The organism is Alcaligenes sp. DN25 (assembly GCF_023674485.1).
Taxonomy (GTDB): domain Bacteria; phylum Pseudomonadota; class Gammaproteobacteria; order Burkholderiales; family Burkholderiaceae_B; genus Alcaligenes; species Alcaligenes phenolicus.
In genome coordinates this window covers 3,116,553-3,134,443 of the sequence record NZ_CP098408.1, presented here as the reverse complement: position 1 = coordinate 3,134,443, position 17,891 = coordinate 3,116,553, and the positions used below count along the sequence as shown (strand labels likewise).

Sequence of the window (17,891 nt, the reverse complement as noted above, 5' to 3'; positions counted from 1 at the left end):
TAATGTCATGACCATTGAAGGTATCGCCCACTGGTGATAGATGGGTCAGTAGCTCAGTCGGTTAGAGCACCGTCTTGATAAGGCGGGGGTCGTTGGTTCGATTCCAACTTGACCCACCAACGATTACCTCGGGGGATTAGCTCAGCTGGGAGAGCACCTGCTTTGCAAGCAGGGGGTCGTCGGTTCGATCCCGTCATCCTCCACCACCGCTTTTGTGGTTGGTTGTCGATACAGCAAGGTTCATGACAGAGTATAGGGCACAGGCAAACAACGGTTAGCCTGGCGCTAGATTCAACGAAGAGTGTTCTTTTTAAAGAATACTGCTCGTTGGGTTATGCAACCCACGAATTGCTCTTTAACAATTAGGAAGAAGCACAACGAAGGTGTGTTGTCTAATAAACGCAAGACGATTAGTCGCCTTGTAATGACAATACACGGGTTGTGATTGCAACAGAACAAATTATGTTCAACGAAAGTTCTCAAAAATATAGACGTTGTTCAGTCTTCGGATTGGATAACAGCTAAGGATTGATGAACGGCAACAACGTATACTCATATTCCTATAACAGCATCAAGCGTTATAGGATCAAGCGAATAAGTGCATATGATGGATGCCTTGGCGATCACAGGCGATGAAGGACGCGGTAGCCTGCGAAAAGCTACGGGGAGCTGGCAAACAAGCTTTGATCCGTAGATGTCCGAATGGGGAAACCCACCGTAGTAATACGGTATCCCATGCTGAATACATAGGCATGTGGAGGCGAACCGAGTGAACTGAACCATCTCAGTAACTCGAGGAAAAGAAATCAACCGAGATTCCGGAAGTAGTGGCGAGCGAAACCGGACCAGCCTGGATGTTTTAGCGTAGTGAATAGTCGAATGGAATGGAAAGTCCAGCCGTAGCAGGTGATAGCCCTGTAGGCGAAATTCAGTACGTGGAACTAAGCATCGAACAAGTAGGGCGGGACACGTGAAATCCTGTCTGAATATGGGGGGACCATCCTCCAAGGCTAAATACTCGTGATCGACCGATAGTGAACCAGTACCGTGAGGGAAAGGCGAAAAGAACCCCGGAAGGGGAGTGAAATAGATCCTGAAATCGTATGCATACAAACAGTAGGAGCACCTTCGTGGTGTGACTGCGTACCTTTTGTATAATGGGTCAGCGACTTACATTCAGTGGCAAGCTTAACCGAATAGGGGAGGCGTAGCGAAAGCGAGTCCGAATAGGGCGATTCAGTCGCTGGGTGTAGACCCGAAACCAGGCGATCTATCCATGGCCAGGTTGAAGGCACGGTAACACGTGCTGGAGGACCGAACCCACTAATGTTGAAAAATTAGGGGATGAGCTGTGGATCGGAGTGAAAGGCTAAACAAGCCTGGAGATAGCTGGTTCTCTCCGAAAACTATTTAGGTAGTGCCTCGTATATTACTGCCGGGGGTAGAGCACTGTTATGGCTAGGGGGTCACAGCGACTTACCAACCCATGGCAAACTCCGAATACCGGCAAGTACAGTACGGGAGACAGAGCACCGGGTGCTAACGTCCGGACTCAAGAGGGAAACAACCCAGACCGCCAGCTAAGGTCCCTAACTATGGCTAAGTGGGAAACGAAGTGGGAAGGCATAGACAGTCAGGAGGTTGGCTTAGAAGCAGCCATCCTTTAAAGAAAGCGTAATAGCTCACTGATCGAGTCGTCCTGCGCGGAAGATGTAACGGGGCTAAGCCATAGACCGAAGCTGCGGATGTGTACTTTAGTACACATGGTAGGAGAGCGTTCCGTAAGCCTGTGAAGGTGTTCCGTGAGGAATGCTGGAGGTATCGGAAGTGAGAATGCTGACATGAGTAGCGATAAAGGGGGTGAAAAGCCCCCTCGCCGTAAGTCCAAGGTTTCCTGCGCAACGTTCATCGGCGCAGGGTGAGTCGGCCCCTAAGGCGAGGCAGAGATGCGTAGCTGATGGGAAGCGGGTTAATATTCCCGCACCGTCGTAGAGTGCGATGGGGGGACGGATTGCAGAATGTTATCGGGGTGTTGGATGTCCCCGTTGGCGCATCATAGAAGGCACTTAGGCAAATCCGGGTGCGTAATTCAAGGGTGTGACTGGATAGAGCTTCGGCTCTAAACTAACTGGAAGCAGTTCCAAGAAAAGCCTCTAAGCTTCAGCTCTACGAGACCGTACCGCAAACCGACACAGGTGGACGGGATGAATATTCCAAGGCGCTTGAGAGAACTCAGGAGAAGGAACTCGGCAAATTAATACCGTAACTTCGGGAGAAGGTATGCCTCATTAGTGTGATGTGCCTGCGCACAAAGCATGAAGAGGCCGCAGTGAATCGGTGGCTGCGACTGTTTACTAAAAACACAGCACTCTGCAAACACGAAAGTGGACGTATAGGGTGTGACGCCTGCCCGGTGCCGGAAGGTTAAGTGATGGGGTGCAAGCTCTTGATCGAAGCCCCGGTAAACGGCGGCCGTAACTATAACGGTCCTAAGGTAGCGAAATTCCTTGTCGGGTAAGTTCCGACCTGCACGAATGGCGTAACGATGGCCACACTGTCTCCTCCTGAGACTCAGCGAAGTTGACATGGTTGTGATGATGCAATCTCCCCGCGGCTAGACGGAAAGACCCCATGAACCTTTACTGTAGCTTTGCATTGGATTGTGAACCGGCCTGTGTAGGATAGGTGGGAGACGTTGAAGCGTGGTCGCCAGATCGCGTGGAGTCATCCTTGAAATACCACCCTGGTCTGTTTGCGGTTCTAACCTAGGTCCCTTATCGGGATCGGGGACCGTGCATGGTGGGCAGTTTGACTGGGGCGGTCTCCTCCTAAAGTGTAACGGAGGAGTTCGAAGGTACGCTAGAGACGGTCGGAAATCGTCTTGATAGTGCAATGGCATAAGCGTGCTTGACTGTGAGACTGACAAGTCGAACAGGTACGAAAGTAGGACATAGTGATCCGGTGGTTCTGTATGGAAGGGCCATCGCTCAACGGATAAAAGGTACTCTGGGGATAACAGGCTGATACCGCCCAAGAGTTCATATCGACGGCGGTGTTTGGCACCTCGATGTCGGCTCATCTCATCCTGGGGCTGTAGCCGGTCCCAAGGGTATGGCTGTTCGCCATTTAAAGAGGTACGTGAGCTGGGTTTAAAACGTCGTGAGACAGTTTGGTCCCTATCTGCCGTGGGCGTTGGATACTTGACGGAGCCTGCTCCTAGTACGAGAGGACCGGAGTGGACGTACCACTGGTGTATCGGTTGTCATGCCAATGGCATTGCCGAGTAGCTACGTACGGAAGAGATAACCGCTGAAGGCATCTAAGCGGGAAACTCGTCTGAAGATTAGGTATCCCGGGGGCTTGACCCCCCTGTAGGGTCGTCCGAGACCAGGACGTTGATAGGCTGGGTGTGGAAGTGCAGTAATGCATGTAGCTAACCAGTACTAATTGCCCGTGTGGCTTGATCCTATAACCCTTGAGGTTGTAGTGAGTTAAGTTGTTGACCACAGAACGTAATATTGAAGTGCAGCGCAACCCGCGCTTGACACCTTCGTAACCGCTGCTAGCTGATCCGTACTGATCGCTAGTGGTGTGCTTCTTCCAATTGGCTGGGGCGTCCCTTACAAAGACGACTCGGCAACCAGTTACGCTTGACGACCATAGCAAGGTGGTCCCACACCTTCCCATCCCGAACAGGACTGTGAAACGCCTTTGCGCCGATGATAGTGGACGGACGTCTGTGAAAGTAGGTCATCGTCAAGCTCTTATTCCTCAAAACCCCCGCAAGCATCCCTTGCGGGGGTTTTGTTTTAGGCGGCGACAAAAGCGCAGGCTACCGGCCTGTCTCGGATTGCTCGAAGGCCTGACCCTGGACCGCCCGGTTCAGGCGTACCGCCACCCCTCCTGGCCCGTTCCGGGCTGCGTGTATTCCTTGTTCTTACCGACGCCGATTGGCCTATGCCTAGTAGGTTGGTCATGGCATCCTGTCCCTGCACCAGAGGATTGGCGTTCAATCCGTCGCTGCTTACCTGCAGGGTGGTCGGTCGTTCCTCTCTTGCTGTACTGACTGTCTGTTGTTGAAACGCGGCGACAGACCACTTCTTCTTCTTCTTCTTCTTCTTCTGCTGCTGCTACTGATTGCTCCGGATAGTGACGCTAATCGGCATGCGCGGTGCCTGCTCTATGAGTGGCCCGCATAGCGCTTGTTTCTTCGGTAACTGCATAGAACGTGACTGGATCATAGAAGCGGCGTTTCACACGCCGCTTCTTCTGCCTGGATGGTGGTAGCTCTGCCACTGTCATACGGTTAATGCTCAAAGTATGGGTAAAATAGTTCGGTATAGTTATTGTTAATGCTTGTTTCAGGAGAACCGAATGAATCAGCCCATTAGCCCCGAGCTTGAACCAGGCTTGTCGCTGCGCAAGATTACGCACATCTGCTATGGCTTGTTTTCTTTGGCTATGATCAGTGCAGGTATCTTCGGTGCTGCAGCTGTAGCAGCTGTGATTCTGGCTTACGTCAAACGCGGTGATGCATCGGGCACTATTTATGCCAGCCATCTGGATTGGGTCATCAAGACTTTCTGGTGGGGACTGTTGTGGGTGGTGTTGAGCGCTTTGCTGACGACCATCTTTATTGGTTGGGTAACCGCTCTGGTAGCCATGGTATGGATCATCCACCGTCTGATTAAAGGCTGGTTGGCTTTGGCAGGTGGTCAGGCTCTGGGCCACGACTACTAACGCGATCCCATTTCAGTAGTGTTCTGGCGTAGCCCAGAAAGAAATATTTAAAAGGTGCTCAGATGAGCACCTTTTTTATTTGATGTTGCTTTGCTTGGGCTTGCTCAGATTTGGCCAGCATCTGCTTGGCTATGCACCCCGGTTCAGGCCGTTGGTCGGTGCGTTTCGCTTATCCCTGTTGAGGAAGACTTTAAGGTGCCAGCAGGTGGATCTGTTCGACATGCATATGATGCAGGCACTCACGCAGCAGCAAGAGATAAATACCCAGGTTTTGATTATTGACCAGCTGATGGATATTTTCCAAAGAGCCCGCGTTGATCATTTTCAGGCTGACCGCTCCTTGGCTGGCTGCTGCATACAGGGTGAACAGGTCGTCAATCATGTCCCGATTAAGAGTGTGCTGCTCGCTGCCTTGGGCATCTGTGAGCCAGACGCCAAGCTCTTCAGCAAACTCCCCAGCGGCAAACACCATGAACTGACGCAGATCCAGGCTGGCTGGCATGATCGCGTCTTCCACGACCTCGATAGCATGTTCCAACTGCGCTGCGCGCGAGCTGGAGTCTGCGAAACAGCTTGCTAAGAGCTGGACGCCACTAAGTTCCGGGAAGTGCTCGGTATGAACAGGGACACCCTTATGAGCCATGCTTATTTCAGCGTGATCGGAGCCGAAATCAAGGATAGCCACTTGTGCTTGAGGATGAGCGGTTTGCAGGTTTTGCAGTATTACCGGGGTACTGGCTGGAGGTGGTGGTCGGGAGCTGTCTGACATAAATATCCTTAAGGTATTTCAATCCGTTTGCTCTTGCTCTCCTGCTTGCTTGAATAGCGCCAAAGCAAGATGCCGTTGTGTGTCGTGATCCACGATGGGGGCCGGGTAATCCTGTCCCAGCCTGAATTCGATAGGAAGCTGCTTGGCCTGCCAGGGGGCATGCACGGCCTGCTTGTCCAGAGACGCCAGCTCAGGGACATAGCGTCGTATGAATTGCCCCTCTGGATCAAATTTACGCGATTGGGTGATGGGATTAAAGATGCGAAAGTAAGGCTGCGCATCGCATCCGGTAGAGGCGGCCCATTGCCAGCCTCCCACATTGGAAGCCATATCGTAATCAAGCAGCTTCTGAGCGAAATATTGTTCACCCCAACGCCAGTCTATCAGCAAGTCTTTCACCAGAAAGGAAGCGCTGATCATACGGAGCCGGTTGTGCATATAGCCTGACTGGTTCAATTGACGCATGGCGGCATCCACAATCGGGTAGCCGGTCCGGCCTTCTTTCCAGGCCTGGAACCAGTCTTCGCGATTAGGGAAGGGCAGATCCTTGTAGGCGGGCTTGAAGCTCTCTGAGGCCGTTTCAGGGTGGTGCCACAGGAACTGCTGATAGAACTCTCGCCAGATCAATTCGCTCAGCCATGTTGCTGCGCCCTCGGAGTCGCTGGGCCAAGCTAAAGATACCGCTTGGCGGATAGAGAGGGTTCCAAAGCGTAGATGGGGGGCCAGATAGGATACCCCTCGTTTGGCTGGAAAGTCTCGGCGCTCCTGGTAAGCGTGGATTCTGGGTTTGAATTCTTCCAGTAAGGTTTGGGCGCCTTGCCAACCGGCGGGGTTCAGTAGTTTTGCGCGAGACTCGTCTTGAAAGCCCAATTGCTCCAAGCCAGGCAAGGCTTGCTCGGGCAGCGCGGCCCATTGGCCTTGCGAGCAGTCGTATGCTTGCACATGTTCAGATTGGATACGCGCCAGCCAATTGCGCTTGTAGGGCGTAAAAACCGTGTAGGGCTGCTTCTGTTGGGTCAGGATTTCATCCTGCGCAAAGATCACCTGGTCCTTGAACAACTGCAGTTCCATGCCTTGTGAGGATAGAGCATGGCTGACAGCCCGATCCCGCGTGATGGCCGCAGGCTCGTAGTCCTCGTTTGTATAGACGGTTCTTGCATTCAGGCTGAACGCCAATTCTGGAATTTTCTGTACGGGGTCCCCATAAACGGTGATCAGTTCACTGCCATATTGACGCAGTTGCTCCTGAACCTGTAGCAGGCTGTCGTAGATAAAAGCCAGTCGGACATCATTGGCGGGTAAGGATTGCAGGATGGTGCTGTCAAAGACAAACACACAGGCTACAGGCAGACCACTTTTCAAGGCATGGTGCAAGGCAGCATGATCGTGCAAACGTAGATCACGGCGTAGCCAGCACAAGGCGCGTGGGATTTGAGCGGGTGGGGTAGAGAATGAAATCGACATGAATACGAGAAAGCAGCGGACTTGATGCCGCCAAATGAAAAAAGGGCCGCGGCTGAAAGCTCAGCGGCGCGGCCCGATATTGCCAGAGGTGCCTGGGCACCCCGTGCTTATTTCAGGTGAGCGCTGACCAGCTTGGTCAGTTCAAACATGGAGACCTGGTCCTTGCCGAACAAGGGGCGCAGCTTGGCGTCGGCATTGATGTTGCGGCGGTTCTTGGGATCCTGGAGATCGTGTTTCTTGATGTATTCCCAGATTTTCTTCGTAACTTCAGTACGCGGCAGCGCGCCAGAGCCAATCACCGCAGCCAGTGTTGGGCTAGGAGTGAGTGGTTTCATGAAGGCTGCATTGGGTTTGCGGGTAGCAGGCTTTTTTTCAGTGCTGGCCATGAACGGAACTCCTGAGAAACGAGTTGAAGGGGCGGGTTATGCGCTAGGGCACGACTTGTCTGTCAGCATACCGTGATACTCCCTATACGTCCAAGCCCTTTGTGAGCAAGAGCTTTGCGGGTCTGTAAGCAGATTTTCCAGTGTTTACAGGCTGCTGCAACGCACTATGGATTTGGGTTCGGGATTCCTGTGCCAATCATGCGCAGCACAGGTAGCTGTAGCATAATGATGGATTCGGCCTGCTGAAAGGCAATTTTGGCACCTGTTGCTTTATTGACGGTTCAAAGCACGGGCCTTTGTTTGATATTGAGTAAAGATATGAGCCCTACTGTGGATACCCTGGTCATTCGTCGTCCTGATGATTGGCATTTGCACCTGCGCGATGGCGCTGTGTTGGAATCGGTCTTGGGCCATACCGCGGCACAATTTGACCGGGCTATCGTCATGCCCAACCTGACGCCGCCCGTTACCGCAACGGCACAGGCTCTGGCCTACCGCGAGCGTATCCTGGCCGCTTTGGCCAAAACTGAGTACGCTGGCAAGTTTGAGCCTTTGATGACCTTGTACCTGACCGACAATACTCAGCCAGAGGAAATTATCCGCGCCAAGGAAAGCGGAGTTGTGCATGGCGTCAAGCTGTATCCTGCCGGTGCCACCACCAACTCCGACGCGGGCGTGACAGATTTGTTGAAGAACTGTTCCAAGGTGCTGGCCCAGATGCAGGAATCGGGTATGCCTTTGCTGATGCACGGAGAGGTCACAGACCCCAGCATCGACTTGTTCGACCGGGAAGCCGTATTCATCGAGCGTGTGATGATCCCCATGCGCAAGGCCTTCCCCGAACTGAAAGTGGTGTTTGAGCACCTGACCACGGCAGAGGGCGCTGCCTATGTGAGCCAGGCGGAAGGCCCGGTTGCCGCAACCATCACCGCCCATCACTTGCTCTATAACCGTAATGCTTTGTTCCAAGGCGGTTTGCAGCCACACTGGTACTGTTTGCCTGTCTTGAAGCGCGAGAAGCATCGCCAGGCCCTGGTTGATGCTGCCACCAGCGACAGCAATCGTTTCTTCCTGGGTACAGACAGTGCACCACACTCGCGTAGCCGCAAAGAACAAAGTTGTGGCTGTGCGGGCTGTTATACCGCACTGCACGCGATGGAGCTGTACGCATCGGCTTTTGACAAGGCTGGCCGTCTGGATCGCCTGGAAGCCTTTGCCAGCTTGAATGGCCCTGCTTTCTACGGCCTGCCCGTCAATGAAGGAACAATGACCTTGCAGCGCAGCCAGTTCACGATCCCCGAGTCTGTGGAGATGGCCGGTGAGCCATTGATTCCTCTGGCTGCCGGTCAAGCCCTGGACTGGAGTGTGGTGAGCTAAGGATGACAGAAGCCGCCTGGCTCCAGCGTCTTTACTAGCGCTGAGTCAGGCTGCTCTGGACAACTGGTTTCACCGCGAGATACCGTCGTGGAAACTGCTTTTCTTGATGTGGCGTGGTCTGCTTTGGCAGTCCGCATGGCCGCCACCGCTTTGGTTGTTGTTCTGGTGTCGTGGTCAGTGAGCGCATTTGGCCCATTGATTGGTGGTGCTCTGGCGGGTTTGCCCATGGTGTTGGGCCCCGGCTTCTATTTTCTGTCCCAGCAGTTCCCCGCCGATTATGTGCAGCAGGCGGCAACCTATGCCGTGTATTCGCTTAGTGCGACTCAGCTGTTTTTGCTGCTCATCATTGTTTGTGCTCCCACTTTGTCGCCTTGGCGCACCTTATTGTGTGCGGTTGCTGGTTGGGCGGTGGCCGCCTTGCTCTTGTCCTTCATGCCCGTGCAACCTGTGTTGGGGCTGGCTTTGTTTATTGCTGTGACTGCGTTCAGTTTGCGCGTGTCGCGTCGTCTGGCCGGCATGAAAGGGACCAGCAAAGCAAAAGCGGGTTGGGGTTTGCTGATATTCAGAGGGGCTTTGGCAGGACTTCTGGTTGCTATCGTGACCACCAGCAGCTCTTTGCTGGGGCCGAGCTTGTCGGGGCTGATCATGGCTTTCCCCATTGGCTACACCGTGGTCGCCGTGACCATTCACCAAACCTTGGGGGCAGCCAGCTTGGTCGCGACTTTGCGTTCGGCCTTGTGGGGAACAGGCAGTCTGGCGGGGTTTTGCACCACGCTGGCGTTGACCTTCACGCATTTACACTGGCTGACAGCCTTGCTGCTGGCTGCCGCCGTGTCGATTGCGATTACCTTGCTGTTGGTGTTCCGCCCCTGGGCTCGCCGGGGCTAAGCGCTTATTCTGCGTCGAACAGATCCTGACCCTGTGTGTTGCGTGGCGGCGTGAGCCCCAGGTGACGCCAGGTGTTCAGGGTAGCAATGCGGCCTCTTGGGGTGCGTTGCAAAAAACCATGCTGGATCAGATAGGGTTCGATCACATCTTCGATCGTGTCGCGTTCTTCACCAATGGCTGCCGCCAGGCTGTCTACCCCAACCGGGCCACCGTCGAATTTATGCACGATGGCCTCCAGCAATTTTCTGTCCATCAAATCCAGGCCTTGTGGGTCCACTTCCAGCATGGACAGGGCGGCTTGTGCGCATTCGGTATGGATGATGCCGCCGGTTTTGACTTCGGCGTAATCGCGTACTCGGCGCAGAAGTCGGTTGGCAATACGCGGGGTGCCACGCGAGCGGCGGGCAATTTCGTAGGTGCCTTCATCCGTCGTGCTGACATTCAGTAGCCCGGCACTGCGCGCCACGATATGCGTCAGGTCTTTGACGTCATAAAACTCCAGACGGGACACAATGCCAAAACGGTCACGCAAGGGGTTAGTCAACATGCCGGCACGAGTCGTGGCACCGACCAGGGTGAAGGGCTGCAAATCCAGTTTGACGCTGCGCGCTGCCGGGCCTTCGCCAATAAGAATGTCAATTTGAAAGTCTTCCAGTGCCGGATACAGAATTTCTTCGACGACGGGAGACAGGCGATGGATCTCGTCAATAAACAGGACGTCATTAGGTTCCAGGTTTGTCAGCAAGGCGGCCAGATCACCGGGGCGCTCCAGCACGGGGCCGGAAGTCTGGCGCAGGTTCACGCCCATTTCATGGGCAATGATGTGGGCCAGCGTGGTTTTACCCAAACCGGGAGGGCCAAACAGCAAGACGTGGTCCAGCGCTTCCTGGCGTTGGCGAGCAGCCGCAATAAAGATTTCCAGCTGTTCGCGCGCCCGAGCTTGCCCGACATAGTCCTCCAGCATCTTGGGTCGCAAGGCGCGTTCGATGGACTCTTCGTTGGGTGACAAGGGTTTGGGCGTAATGATGCGCTGTTCAGAAGGCAGGCTGGAGAGCGAATCGGAATGTATGGCCATGATGACTACGCTGATTGAATATACAGTATGGTACACCAAGCACCCACCGCCTGAGTATCAGGGCACATGGCAGTGTTCATGGAGTGCGCGGGCAAATCGGTCATCCGTAGCAGCCAGGCTGGATTTGTCCGGCCAGCGCTAGGCTGCTTCGCATGGCATCGCGCATAATGTGGGTTGGAGTTTTTAATCGAGATTTTAGCCATGTCCCTGGAATTACCTGATTTTGCTGATGTTGTAGCCGCCGCTGAACGCTTGGCGCCTGTGGCACACCGCACACCGGTCTTGACTTCCGCAACCTTGAACGAGCGCCTGAATGGCGAAGTCTACTTCAAGTGCGAGAACTTTCAGCGTATTGGTGCTTTCAAGTTTCGCGGTGGCTTCAATGCGCTGGCGCAGTTGAACGAGCAGCAGAAAAAAGCAGGGGTCGTCGCTTTTTCCTCGGGCAATCATGCGCAAGCTGTAGCCCTGTCGGCCAAGCTCTTGGGGATACCGGCCACCATCATCATGAATTCGGATGCTCCGGCTGCCAAATTGGCCGCAACGCGTGGCTACGGTGCCAAAGTGATCGAGTACGATCGCTTGACCCAAGATCGTGCCCAAATTGCACAAGAGCTGGTCGAGCGTGAAGGACTGACCTTGATTCCTCCCTTTGCGCATCCTGATGTGATCGCGGGGCAGGGAACGGCGGCACTGGAGCTGCTTCAGGAAGTGCCGGACTTGCAGCAGTTCTATGTTCCATTAGGGGGCGGTGGCTTGCTGTCGGGCTGTTTGCTGGCCGCCAAGGCTATGGCACCGGCTTGTGAAGTCTTTGGTGTTGAGCCGCAGGCTGGGGATGATGCCCAGCAGTCCCTGCGTAGTGGGGAGATCGTCAAGATTGCTCCGCCTGCATCGATTGCTGATGGGGCGCTGACCCAAGCTTTGGCGCCCATGACGTTTGAGCTGATTCGCAGCATGGTCACAGATATTTTGACGGTGCCTGATACCGAGCTGGTTCAGGCCATGCGTTTCTTTGCGGAACGCATGAAGATGGTTGTGGAGCCTACAGGTTGCTTGGGTGCCGCGGCGGTAATGCGTCAGGGTGATTTGCAAGGCCGCAAGGTTGGCGTACTCATCAGTGGCGGGAATGTGGATGTATCCGCCTTGGGGCGTCTGCTCGCTTGATAAATGGAATAGTTTTTAAAAATCGGGCCGTTCATATGAACGGCCCGATTTTTTATACATAGCAGTGTCGTCTCAAGCGCGTGACAGCGATTTCAGCGCTTGCTTGATCCCTTCTGACACATCAATATCATCTGGCAAGGCTTTGACAGCAACACTGGCTTCCTTGTTGGAGTAGCCCAATGCTTCCAAAGCGTGCAGCACATCATCCCGGCTATTGGGAGCGGCGCTGACTGTACCGCCGCTGCCCAGGTCTGCACCCAGCTTGCCACGCAGTTCCAGTAAAAGACGCTCGGCTGTTTTCTTGCCTATGCCCGGAATCTTGACCAGACGGGACGTTTCCTGGCGCGTAATGGCATCAGCCAGTTCTTCTGCACTCATGCCCGAGAGCAAGGACAGGGCGGTGCGGGCACCAATGCCCGTAACTTTGATCAGTGCCTTGAAAGTGCTGCGCTCGTTCAGGCTGGAAAAGCCAAACAGCACGTGAGCATCTTCACGAATAGCCAGATGGGTGAACAGATTGACCTGTGCGCCCAGCTCTGGCATTTGGTAGAGCGTACTCATGGGGACATCGATTTCATAACCGACCCCACCCACATCCACACAGATGGTAGGTGGTTGTTTTTCGATCAAGGTACCCCGGATGCGACCTATCATGACGTTCCTTCTGGAGAGTTAACCCAAGATCCGGCCAGCGCGAATGCGACGGCGCGGCCCGGTGGTGATGGCTCCGCCTTTTTGCAGGCCGCCCACCACACTGCTGTGATGAGCATGACTGATGGCGCAGGCCAGGGCATCGGCCGAGTCCGGTGCGGGCAGGCCGTTCAGCTGCAAGAGCCGCTGGACCATCAGCTGGATTTGTTCTTTGGCAGCATGGCCACTGCCGGTGACGGTTTTCTTGATCTGCAACGCTGTGTATTCATGTACATCCAGCCCGCCTACGGCCAGCGCACACAAAGCGGCGCCCCGTGCCTGCCCCAGCAAAAGGGTGGAGGCAGGGTTGCTGTTTACAAAGACTTTTTCGATGGCAGAGGTATCGGGCTTGCTTTGCTCAATCACTTCAGTGATATGAGTCAGAATCAGCTTTAGCCGCTCTGCCAGAGGCAGATCAGGCGGGACCACGATGGTCCCGCTGGCCACATAGCGCAAGCTGGGCCCCTGGGCGTCGATCACTCCGAAACCAGTGCGACGCAAGCCAGGGTCTATGCCCAGGATTCGCATATTAGTGACGGAAGTGGCGTGTGCCGGTCAAGACCATGGCAATACCACGCTCGTTGGCGGCGGCAATGACTTCGTCATCACGCACGCTGCCGCCGGGTTGAATCACGCAGGTGGCGCCTGCTTCGGCAACTACATCCAGACCATCACGGAAGGGGAAGAAAGCGTCGGACGCAACAGCCGAACCCTGCAGGGTCAAGCCAGCGTTTTCAGCCTTGATGGAGGCGATGCGGGCAGAGTCCACACGGCTCATCTGACCAGCGCCCACACCCAGGGTCATGCCCTGACCGCAGAACACAATGGCGTTGGATTTCACGTACTTGGCCACGTTCCAGGCAAACAGCATGTCTTGCATTTGCTGGGCGGTGGGCTGTACTTGTGTCACGACCTTGAAGGCTTCGGTGTTGTCGCGGAAGGTGTCGGGCGTTTGCACCAACCAGCCGCCGCCGACACGTTTCACGTCGAAAGCGTTGTGAGCCTGACCGGGCTGAATGCTCAGCACGCGCACGTTCTTTTTCGCGGCAAACACGTCCAGAGCACCTTGCGTGTAGGAAGGTGCCAGCAGCACTTCTACAAACTGGCTGCTGATCGCCTGGGCAGCGGCTTCGTCCACTTCACGGTTGAAGGCAATAATGCCGCCAAAGGCCGACGTTGGGTCAGTCTGGAACGCTTTGCGATAGGATTCCTCGGCGGTTTCGCCCAGAGCGACACCGCAAGGATTGGCGTGCTTGACGATGACGCAAGCGCCCGCGTCAAAGCTGCGGACACATTCCCACGCGGCATCGGCGTCAGCAATATTGTTGTAGGACAGTTCCTTGCCCTGTAGCTGCTTGTAGCGACCCAGCAGACCTTCGCCAATGGTGCCGTCTGTGTAGAAAGCCGCGCTTTGATGCGGGTTCTCGCCGTAGCGTAGAGTCTGTTCCTGTTTGAGCTGAATGGTCAGCACATTGGGCCAGGTGTTCACTTCGGGGGCGCTGTCCTGGGCAGGCTCGGCCTGAGCCAGGCTGGTGAGGTAAGCCGCAATAGCACCGTCGTAAGCGGCGGTGTGGGCGTAAACCTTGGCGGCCAGTTCCAGACGCAGGCCGTAAGAAGGGTGACCAGCAGGGCCATCCATATCAGCCAGTACGCGTTCGTAATCGACAGGGTCAATCACCACACAGGCGCCGCCTTCAGGCGTGCCGTGGTTCTTGGCAGCAGCGCGTAACATGGCGGGGCCACCAATATCAATGTTCTCTACCGCATCGGCAAAGGTGCAACCCGGCTTGGCAATGGTTTCACGGAAAGGGTAGAGGTTGACGACCAGCAGATCGATACGGTCAATGCCGTGCTCTTCCAGAGTCTTCAAATGTTCGGCGCTGTCGCGACGCGCCAGCAGGCCACCGTGAATTTTTGGATGCAGTGTTTTGACACGGCCATCCAGAATTTCTGGCGAACCGGTGTGCTGGGCCACTTCGGTAACTGTCAGGCCAGCTTGGGCCAGCAGCTTGGCGGTGCCACCAGTGGATAAAAGCTGCACTCCGCGTTGGGCGAGTGCTTGGGCAAATTCGACAATACCGGTTTTGTCGGAGACAGAGAGAAGAGCTGTCTGGATTTTCATGGAAGGTGAGACGTGAGAGTTAGGAATCAGGGTTGCAGATTGTGGGCACTGAGCTTCTTGCGCAAAGTACTACGCGTGATGCCCAGCATTTCTGCGGCCTTGGATTGGTTGCCCGCGGATTTCTCCAGGGCAACTTGCAGGACAGGCCGTTCCACGCAGGAGATGACCATCGACAACAGATCGCGTGGCTCGGATTCGCCCAGATCGGCGAAGTAGCGTTCGAGGCGTTCACGTACGGACTGTTCTAGTGGGTTGGTCGTTGACATTTTTTTCTGAAGGTATACGTAGTACTTAAATACAAAAGAGCCACACAGCTGTCTGTTATTGCAGGTAGGGCTGGTCCAGGTCGCATTCTTGAAACCAGTGAGTAATGGCTTCTAATTGATCTGCACAGTTTTCGATACGATTAATCTGGTCCAGCCAGTGTCGGGAGTCCGGCATATCCGACAAATACCAGCCTATATGCTTGCGGGCAGTACGTACTCCAGTGTGCTGCCCATAGAAAGCGTAATGGTCTTGCAGGTGTTCGATCATGCAATCGCGCAGTTCGCCGAAGGTGGGGGCTGCACGATGTTCGCCATGTTCGAGGTAATGCAGGATTTCCCGGAAAATCCAGGGTCGTCCTTGCGCGGCTCGACCGATCATGACGGCATCCGCTCCGGTGTACTCTAGTACGAATTTTGCCTTTTCGGGACTATCGATATCCCCATTGGCGATGACCGGAATAGAGAGGCTGTTTTTGACTTCGCGTATGGTGTCGTATTCGGCGTGGCCCTGGTAGAAGTCGCAACGGGTGCGGCCATGCAGAGTCAAAGCGGCGATGCCGATATCCTCGGCCAAGCGGGCAATACGAACAGCATTGCGCGATTGCGCATCCCAGCCGGTGCGGGTCTTGAGTGTAACCGGAACCTGGTAGGGAGTACATGCCTTGACAACGTGTTCAAGGATTTCAATGATGCGTGGCTCGTCACGCAAGAGGGCGGAACCCGAGGCCACGTTACACACTTTTTTGGCCGGACAACCCATATTGATATCAATGATGCGAGCACCTTTGCCGATATTGAACACAGCGGCTTCGGCCATCATTTCAGGGTCTGAACCGGCAATCTGTACAGCGACCGGATCCGCTTCACCTTCGTGATTCAAGCGTCGTGACGTTTTCACGCTGTCCCATAAGCGCTTGTTGCTGGCGGCCATTTCCGAGACGGCATAACCGGCGCCCAGCGTCTTGCACAGACGACGGTAAGGTCTGTCTGTTACTCCAGCCATGGGGGCAATGAAAATAGGGTTAGGAAGGGTCCAGGGGCCGATACGCATGGGGAAGATTTTAACCCTGCGACACGGGTTCGTGGGCAAGGACTTACAAGAAGAATAAGGGGTGGCCCCGCATCGGGGCCTGTAACGCAGGTGGGCCTAGGCGCGCATTCCTTGCAGCAGCTGTCGGGCAAATGGCTGACGGGCGAAGGGCAGGGTGTCCATGGCCAACAGTCCCAGACCACATGCATGCTGGATCAATGGATTCCTGGTGGCGAACAGACGCGGCAAGGTATCGGTGATTGCGGCAGTCAACCAGCGATCCGGGCGGCGCAGACGAGCGTAACGAGCCAAAAAGGGATCGGGGTTCTGGCTGCAATCGGCTTGCCAGGCGGCCAGACACTGTGACAATTGTGCGACATCACGCAAGCCCAGGTTCAGACCCTGACCGGCAACCGGGTGCAAGGTCTGGGCGGCATTGCCCACTGCCAGCAGGCGTTCGGACAAGCGACTGGGACCAGCATGAAAGGCAAGCGGGAAGATGTGGCGCTTGGAGACCAGCTCCAGATGTCCTAGGCGCTCTCCAAAGGCTTGCAGCATGGCGGCCTGGAACTCTTGAACAGGCAGTTCGGCCAAGGATTGGCTGCGTTCCGGGCTATTGCACCAGACAATCGCGTACAAGTCAGGAGCATCAGGGTGGGGCAGGGCCGCAAAGGGGCCGTGTTCGGTAAAGCGCTCGTAGGCCCAGCCGGTTTGAGGCTGGCTGGCGCGCACCGTCGTCAACAAGGCGTGTTGACCGTAATCGCGTCGCACGCCGGTAGGGCGGACGCCATCACACTGTACGGCAATCAAGGCTGTGGCTTGACCCGCATCGTGGTCGACCAGAATCTGTTTGGGGGCGGAGTGGGTACGGGCCTCCTGAGCGGGCAGCAGCGTGACGCCGCTGTCCCGGAGCCGGGCATGCAGGGCCCAGAGCAAATCATCGTAATGAACCACGGCGCCAAGGTCAGGTACACCCAGTTCGTCGGCTTGAATCAGACAACGGCCCAGACGTCCTTTTTGGGAAACATGCACGGTGCGCATCAGGGCGGCGCGCTCGGGCCAGGCTTTGAGCTGATTCAGAATCAGGCGACGGCTGCCGTGATTGAGGGCCAGGGTGCGTGGATCGCCCTGGGCATGTTCGGTACTGGCCAGATTGAAGTTTTTCCCCAGAACGGCAATGCGTGACGGGCTTGGGTGCTGGGCAGCCAGCATTAGCGCCAAAGATGCGCCTACGGGACCGGCGCCACAAATGGCGATGTCGTAGTCGGTGGCATTCATGGGGGACCTCATGACGGCAAGGAAGTAATTCAGGTATTGTACGGGAAGGTGGCTGTCAAATTGGCTTTAAGCAAATGACAGCTGTGCGCAATGGCTGGCAGCACAAGCCCGGATTGGATGCCCTGCATGTCTCAGCAGACTTTGTCATTTGAACAGACCAAACCTTTTCGCCATAAAGTCACCGCTGCGTGGCTGTCTCTTCTATTAGGTGTGGTGGGCGCACAGCACCGCTATCTGGGCAGACGTTTTTGGTATGTCCCTTTGATGTTTACCAGTCTGGCCATTCTGGGAACGCTGATGTTTCAGCAGGGGCTGGATTCGTTATTCCCCAATTTGCTGATCTTGCCGGTCAGTGCCGGGATTATCGAGGCCGTGATTCTGGCGCTGCGTAGCCCCGAAAAATTTGACGCGCTCTACAACCCCCAAAGCGAGCAACACAATCAGCATGGCTGGCCCAGCGCCCTGGCAGCGGTGGTCTCGACGGTTGCCTTTGCCAATATCAGCCTGTTCTGGCTGGTACATATCATCATGGCCTTTTATCGTTATATGGGCTGGCTGGATCTGTCTGTGTATTAAACACATCAAGTGCCTTGTAAAGTAAAGGTTTTTCACAGGCCTGCCCTTGTGGCGAGGGCTTGCGCACGT

The 17,891-nt window shown here is 55.2% G+C and carries 15 protein-coding genes, 2 tRNA genes and 2 rRNA genes; 9 read left to right on the top strand and 10 right to left on the bottom strand.

From position 1 onward, the window contains the following. Window positions 1-42: 42 nt before the first annotated feature. The 5 genes from NBV64_RS14575 to NBV64_RS14555 all read left to right on the top strand — a co-directional run bounded on the left by NBV64_RS14575 (window position 43) and on the right by NBV64_RS14555 (window position 4,740). Window positions 43-119 (top strand) — tRNA-Ile (locus tag NBV64_RS14575). An 11-nt stretch (window positions 120-130) separates the two neighbouring features. Then, window positions 131-206 (top strand) — tRNA-Ala (locus tag NBV64_RS14570). A gap of 378 nt (window positions 207-584) precedes the next feature. After that, window positions 585-3,468, top strand: a 23S ribosomal RNA gene (locus NBV64_RS14565). Window positions 3,469-3,649: 181 nt separating this feature from the next. Continuing rightward, window positions 3,650-3,762, top strand: a 5S ribosomal RNA gene (gene rrf / locus NBV64_RS14560). Between the two features lie 612 nt (window positions 3,763-4,374). After that, entirely contained in the window at window positions 4,375-4,740 is a 366-nt protein-coding gene (locus tag NBV64_RS14555; protein WP_009459779.1) for a DUF4870 family protein, read from the top strand. Window positions 4,741-4,930: 190 nt separating this feature from the next. Here NBV64_RS14555 and NBV64_RS14550 read toward each other — a convergent pair whose 3' ends face one another. From NBV64_RS14550 to NBV64_RS14540, 3 genes are all read right to left on the bottom strand, one after another. After that, entirely contained in the window at window positions 4,931-5,509 is a 579-nt protein-coding gene (locus NBV64_RS14550) for a hypothetical protein (RefSeq protein ID WP_250756020.1), read from the bottom strand. A gap of 18 nt (window positions 5,510-5,527) precedes the next feature. Beyond that, window positions 5,528-6,973 (bottom strand): cryptochrome/photolyase family protein, encoded by a 1,446-nt coding sequence (locus NBV64_RS14545; RefSeq protein ID WP_250756019.1) that lies wholly within the window; start codon window positions 6,971-6,973, stop codon window positions 5,528-5,530. A 107-nt stretch (window positions 6,974-7,080) separates the two neighbouring features. Next, on the bottom strand, window positions 7,081-7,359 hold the full coding sequence (locus NBV64_RS14540; protein WP_009459783.1) for an SWIB/MDM2 domain-containing protein: 279 nt from the start codon (window positions 7,357-7,359) through the stop codon (window positions 7,081-7,083). A gap of 318 nt (window positions 7,360-7,677) precedes the next feature. Between NBV64_RS14540 and pyrC the strand changes: the two genes are divergently transcribed. Both pyrC and NBV64_RS14530 read left to right on the top strand, forming a co-directional pair. Then, entirely contained in the window at window positions 7,678-8,736 is a 1,059-nt protein-coding gene (pyrC, locus tag NBV64_RS14535) for a dihydroorotase (RefSeq protein WP_021446964.1), read from the top strand. An 87-nt stretch (window positions 8,737-8,823) separates the two neighbouring features. Continuing rightward, window positions 8,824-9,624: a hypothetical protein gene (locus tag NBV64_RS14530; protein ID WP_250756018.1), complete on the top strand. Its 801-nt coding sequence runs from the start codon at window positions 8,824-8,826 to the stop codon at window positions 9,622-9,624. A gap of 4 nt (window positions 9,625-9,628) precedes the next feature. On the opposite strand, the gene ruvB is transcribed toward NBV64_RS14530, so the two are convergent. After that, window positions 9,629-10,699 carry a Holliday junction branch migration DNA helicase RuvB gene (gene ruvB / locus NBV64_RS14525; RefSeq protein ID WP_003803078.1) on the bottom strand — a complete coding sequence of 357 codons (1,071 nt, stop codon included), beginning with the start codon at window positions 10,697-10,699 and terminating at the stop codon, window positions 9,629-9,631. A 201-nt stretch (window positions 10,700-10,900) separates the two neighbouring features. On the opposite strand from ruvB, the gene NBV64_RS14520 reads away from it, so the two are divergent. Further along, window positions 10,901-11,860 carry a threo-3-hydroxy-L-aspartate ammonia-lyase gene (locus tag NBV64_RS14520; protein WP_009459790.1) on the top strand — a complete coding sequence of 320 codons (960 nt, stop codon included), beginning with the start codon at window positions 10,901-10,903 and terminating at the stop codon, window positions 11,858-11,860. A gap of 72 nt (window positions 11,861-11,932) precedes the next feature. Here NBV64_RS14520 and ruvA read toward each other — a convergent pair whose 3' ends face one another. From ruvA to NBV64_RS14490, 6 genes are all read right to left on the bottom strand, one after another. Continuing rightward, entirely contained in the window at window positions 11,933-12,514 is a 582-nt protein-coding gene (ruvA, locus tag NBV64_RS14515) for a Holliday junction branch migration protein RuvA (RefSeq protein ID WP_009459792.1), read from the bottom strand. Between the two features lie 18 nt (window positions 12,515-12,532). Next, complete coding sequence (ruvC, locus tag NBV64_RS14510; RefSeq protein WP_009459794.1) at window positions 12,533-13,078, bottom strand: crossover junction endodeoxyribonuclease RuvC; 546 nt, start codon at window positions 13,076-13,078, stop codon at window positions 12,533-12,535. Between the two features lies 1 nt (window position 13,079). Next, window positions 13,080-14,672, bottom strand: coding sequence for a bifunctional phosphoribosylaminoimidazolecarboxamide formyltransferase/IMP cyclohydrolase (purH, locus tag NBV64_RS14505; protein WP_250756017.1), 1,593 nt, complete (start codon window positions 14,670-14,672; stop codon window positions 13,080-13,082). Window positions 14,673-14,698: 26 nt separating this feature from the next. Next, window positions 14,699-14,938 (bottom strand): helix-turn-helix domain-containing protein, encoded by a 240-nt coding sequence (locus NBV64_RS14500; RefSeq protein WP_003803089.1) that lies wholly within the window; start codon window positions 14,936-14,938, stop codon window positions 14,699-14,701. 55 nt (window positions 14,939-14,993) lie between these two features. Beyond that, a complete protein-coding gene (gene dusB / locus NBV64_RS14495) occupies window positions 14,994-15,989 on the bottom strand; it encodes a tRNA dihydrouridine synthase DusB (protein WP_035271912.1) in 996 nt (331 codons plus the stop codon). Window positions 15,990-16,085: 96 nt separating this feature from the next. Then, window positions 16,086-17,246 (bottom strand): FAD-dependent monooxygenase, encoded by a 1,161-nt coding sequence (locus NBV64_RS14490; protein WP_021446961.1) that lies wholly within the window; start codon window positions 17,244-17,246, stop codon window positions 16,086-16,088. 126 nt (window positions 17,247-17,372) lie between these two features. Between NBV64_RS14490 and NBV64_RS14485 the strand changes: the two genes are divergently transcribed. Then, complete coding sequence (locus tag NBV64_RS14485) at window positions 17,373-17,822, top strand: hypothetical protein (RefSeq protein WP_250756016.1); 450 nt, start codon at window positions 17,373-17,375, stop codon at window positions 17,820-17,822. Window positions 17,823-17,891 lie beyond the last annotated feature (69 nt).

Excerpts from the sequence above, each read along its gene's own strand:
- ruvC (WP_009459794.1), bottom strand. The coding sequence starts at position 13,078 with ATGCGAATCCTGGGCATAGACCCTGGCTTGCGTCGCACTGGTTTCGGA.
- NBV64_RS14500 (WP_003803089.1), bottom strand. The coding sequence starts at position 14,938 with ATGTCAACGACCAACCCACTAGAACAGTCCGTACGTGAACGCCTCGAA.
- NBV64_RS14540 (WP_009459783.1), bottom strand. The coding sequence starts at position 7,359 with ATGGCCAGCACTGAAAAAAAGCCTGCTACCCGCAAACCCAATGCAGCC.
- ruvB (WP_003803078.1), bottom strand. The coding sequence starts at position 10,699 with ATGGCCATACATTCCGATTCGCTCTCCAGCCTGCCTTCTGAACAGCGC.
- purH (WP_250756017.1), bottom strand. The coding sequence starts at position 14,672 with ATGAAAATCCAGACAGCTCTTCTCTCTGTCTCCGACAAAACCGGTATT.
- dusB (WP_035271912.1), bottom strand. The coding sequence starts at position 15,989 with ATGCGTATCGGCCCCTGGACCCTTCCTAACCCTATTTTCATTGCCCCC.
- NBV64_RS14555 (WP_009459779.1), top strand. The coding sequence starts at position 4,375 with ATGAATCAGCCCATTAGCCCCGAGCTTGAACCAGGCTTGTCGCTGCGC.
- NBV64_RS14490 (WP_021446961.1), bottom strand. The coding sequence starts at position 17,246 with ATGAATGCCACCGACTACGACATCGCCATTTGTGGCGCCGGTCCCGTA.
- NBV64_RS14520 (WP_009459790.1), top strand. The coding sequence starts at position 10,901 with ATGTCCCTGGAATTACCTGATTTTGCTGATGTTGTAGCCGCCGCTGAA.
- NBV64_RS14545 (WP_250756019.1), bottom strand. The coding sequence starts at position 6,973 with ATGTCGATTTCATTCTCTACCCCACCCGCTCAAATCCCACGCGCCTTG.
- ruvA (WP_009459792.1), bottom strand. The coding sequence starts at position 12,514 with ATGATAGGTCGCATCCGGGGTACCTTGATCGAAAAACAACCACCTACC.
- NBV64_RS14550 (WP_250756020.1), bottom strand. The coding sequence starts at position 5,509 with ATGTCAGACAGCTCCCGACCACCACCTCCAGCCAGTACCCCGGTAATA.
- pyrC (WP_021446964.1), top strand. The coding sequence starts at position 7,678 with ATGAGCCCTACTGTGGATACCCTGGTCATTCGTCGTCCTGATGATTGG.
- NBV64_RS14485 (WP_250756016.1), top strand. The coding sequence starts at position 17,373 with ATGTCTCAGCAGACTTTGTCATTTGAACAGACCAAACCTTTTCGCCAT.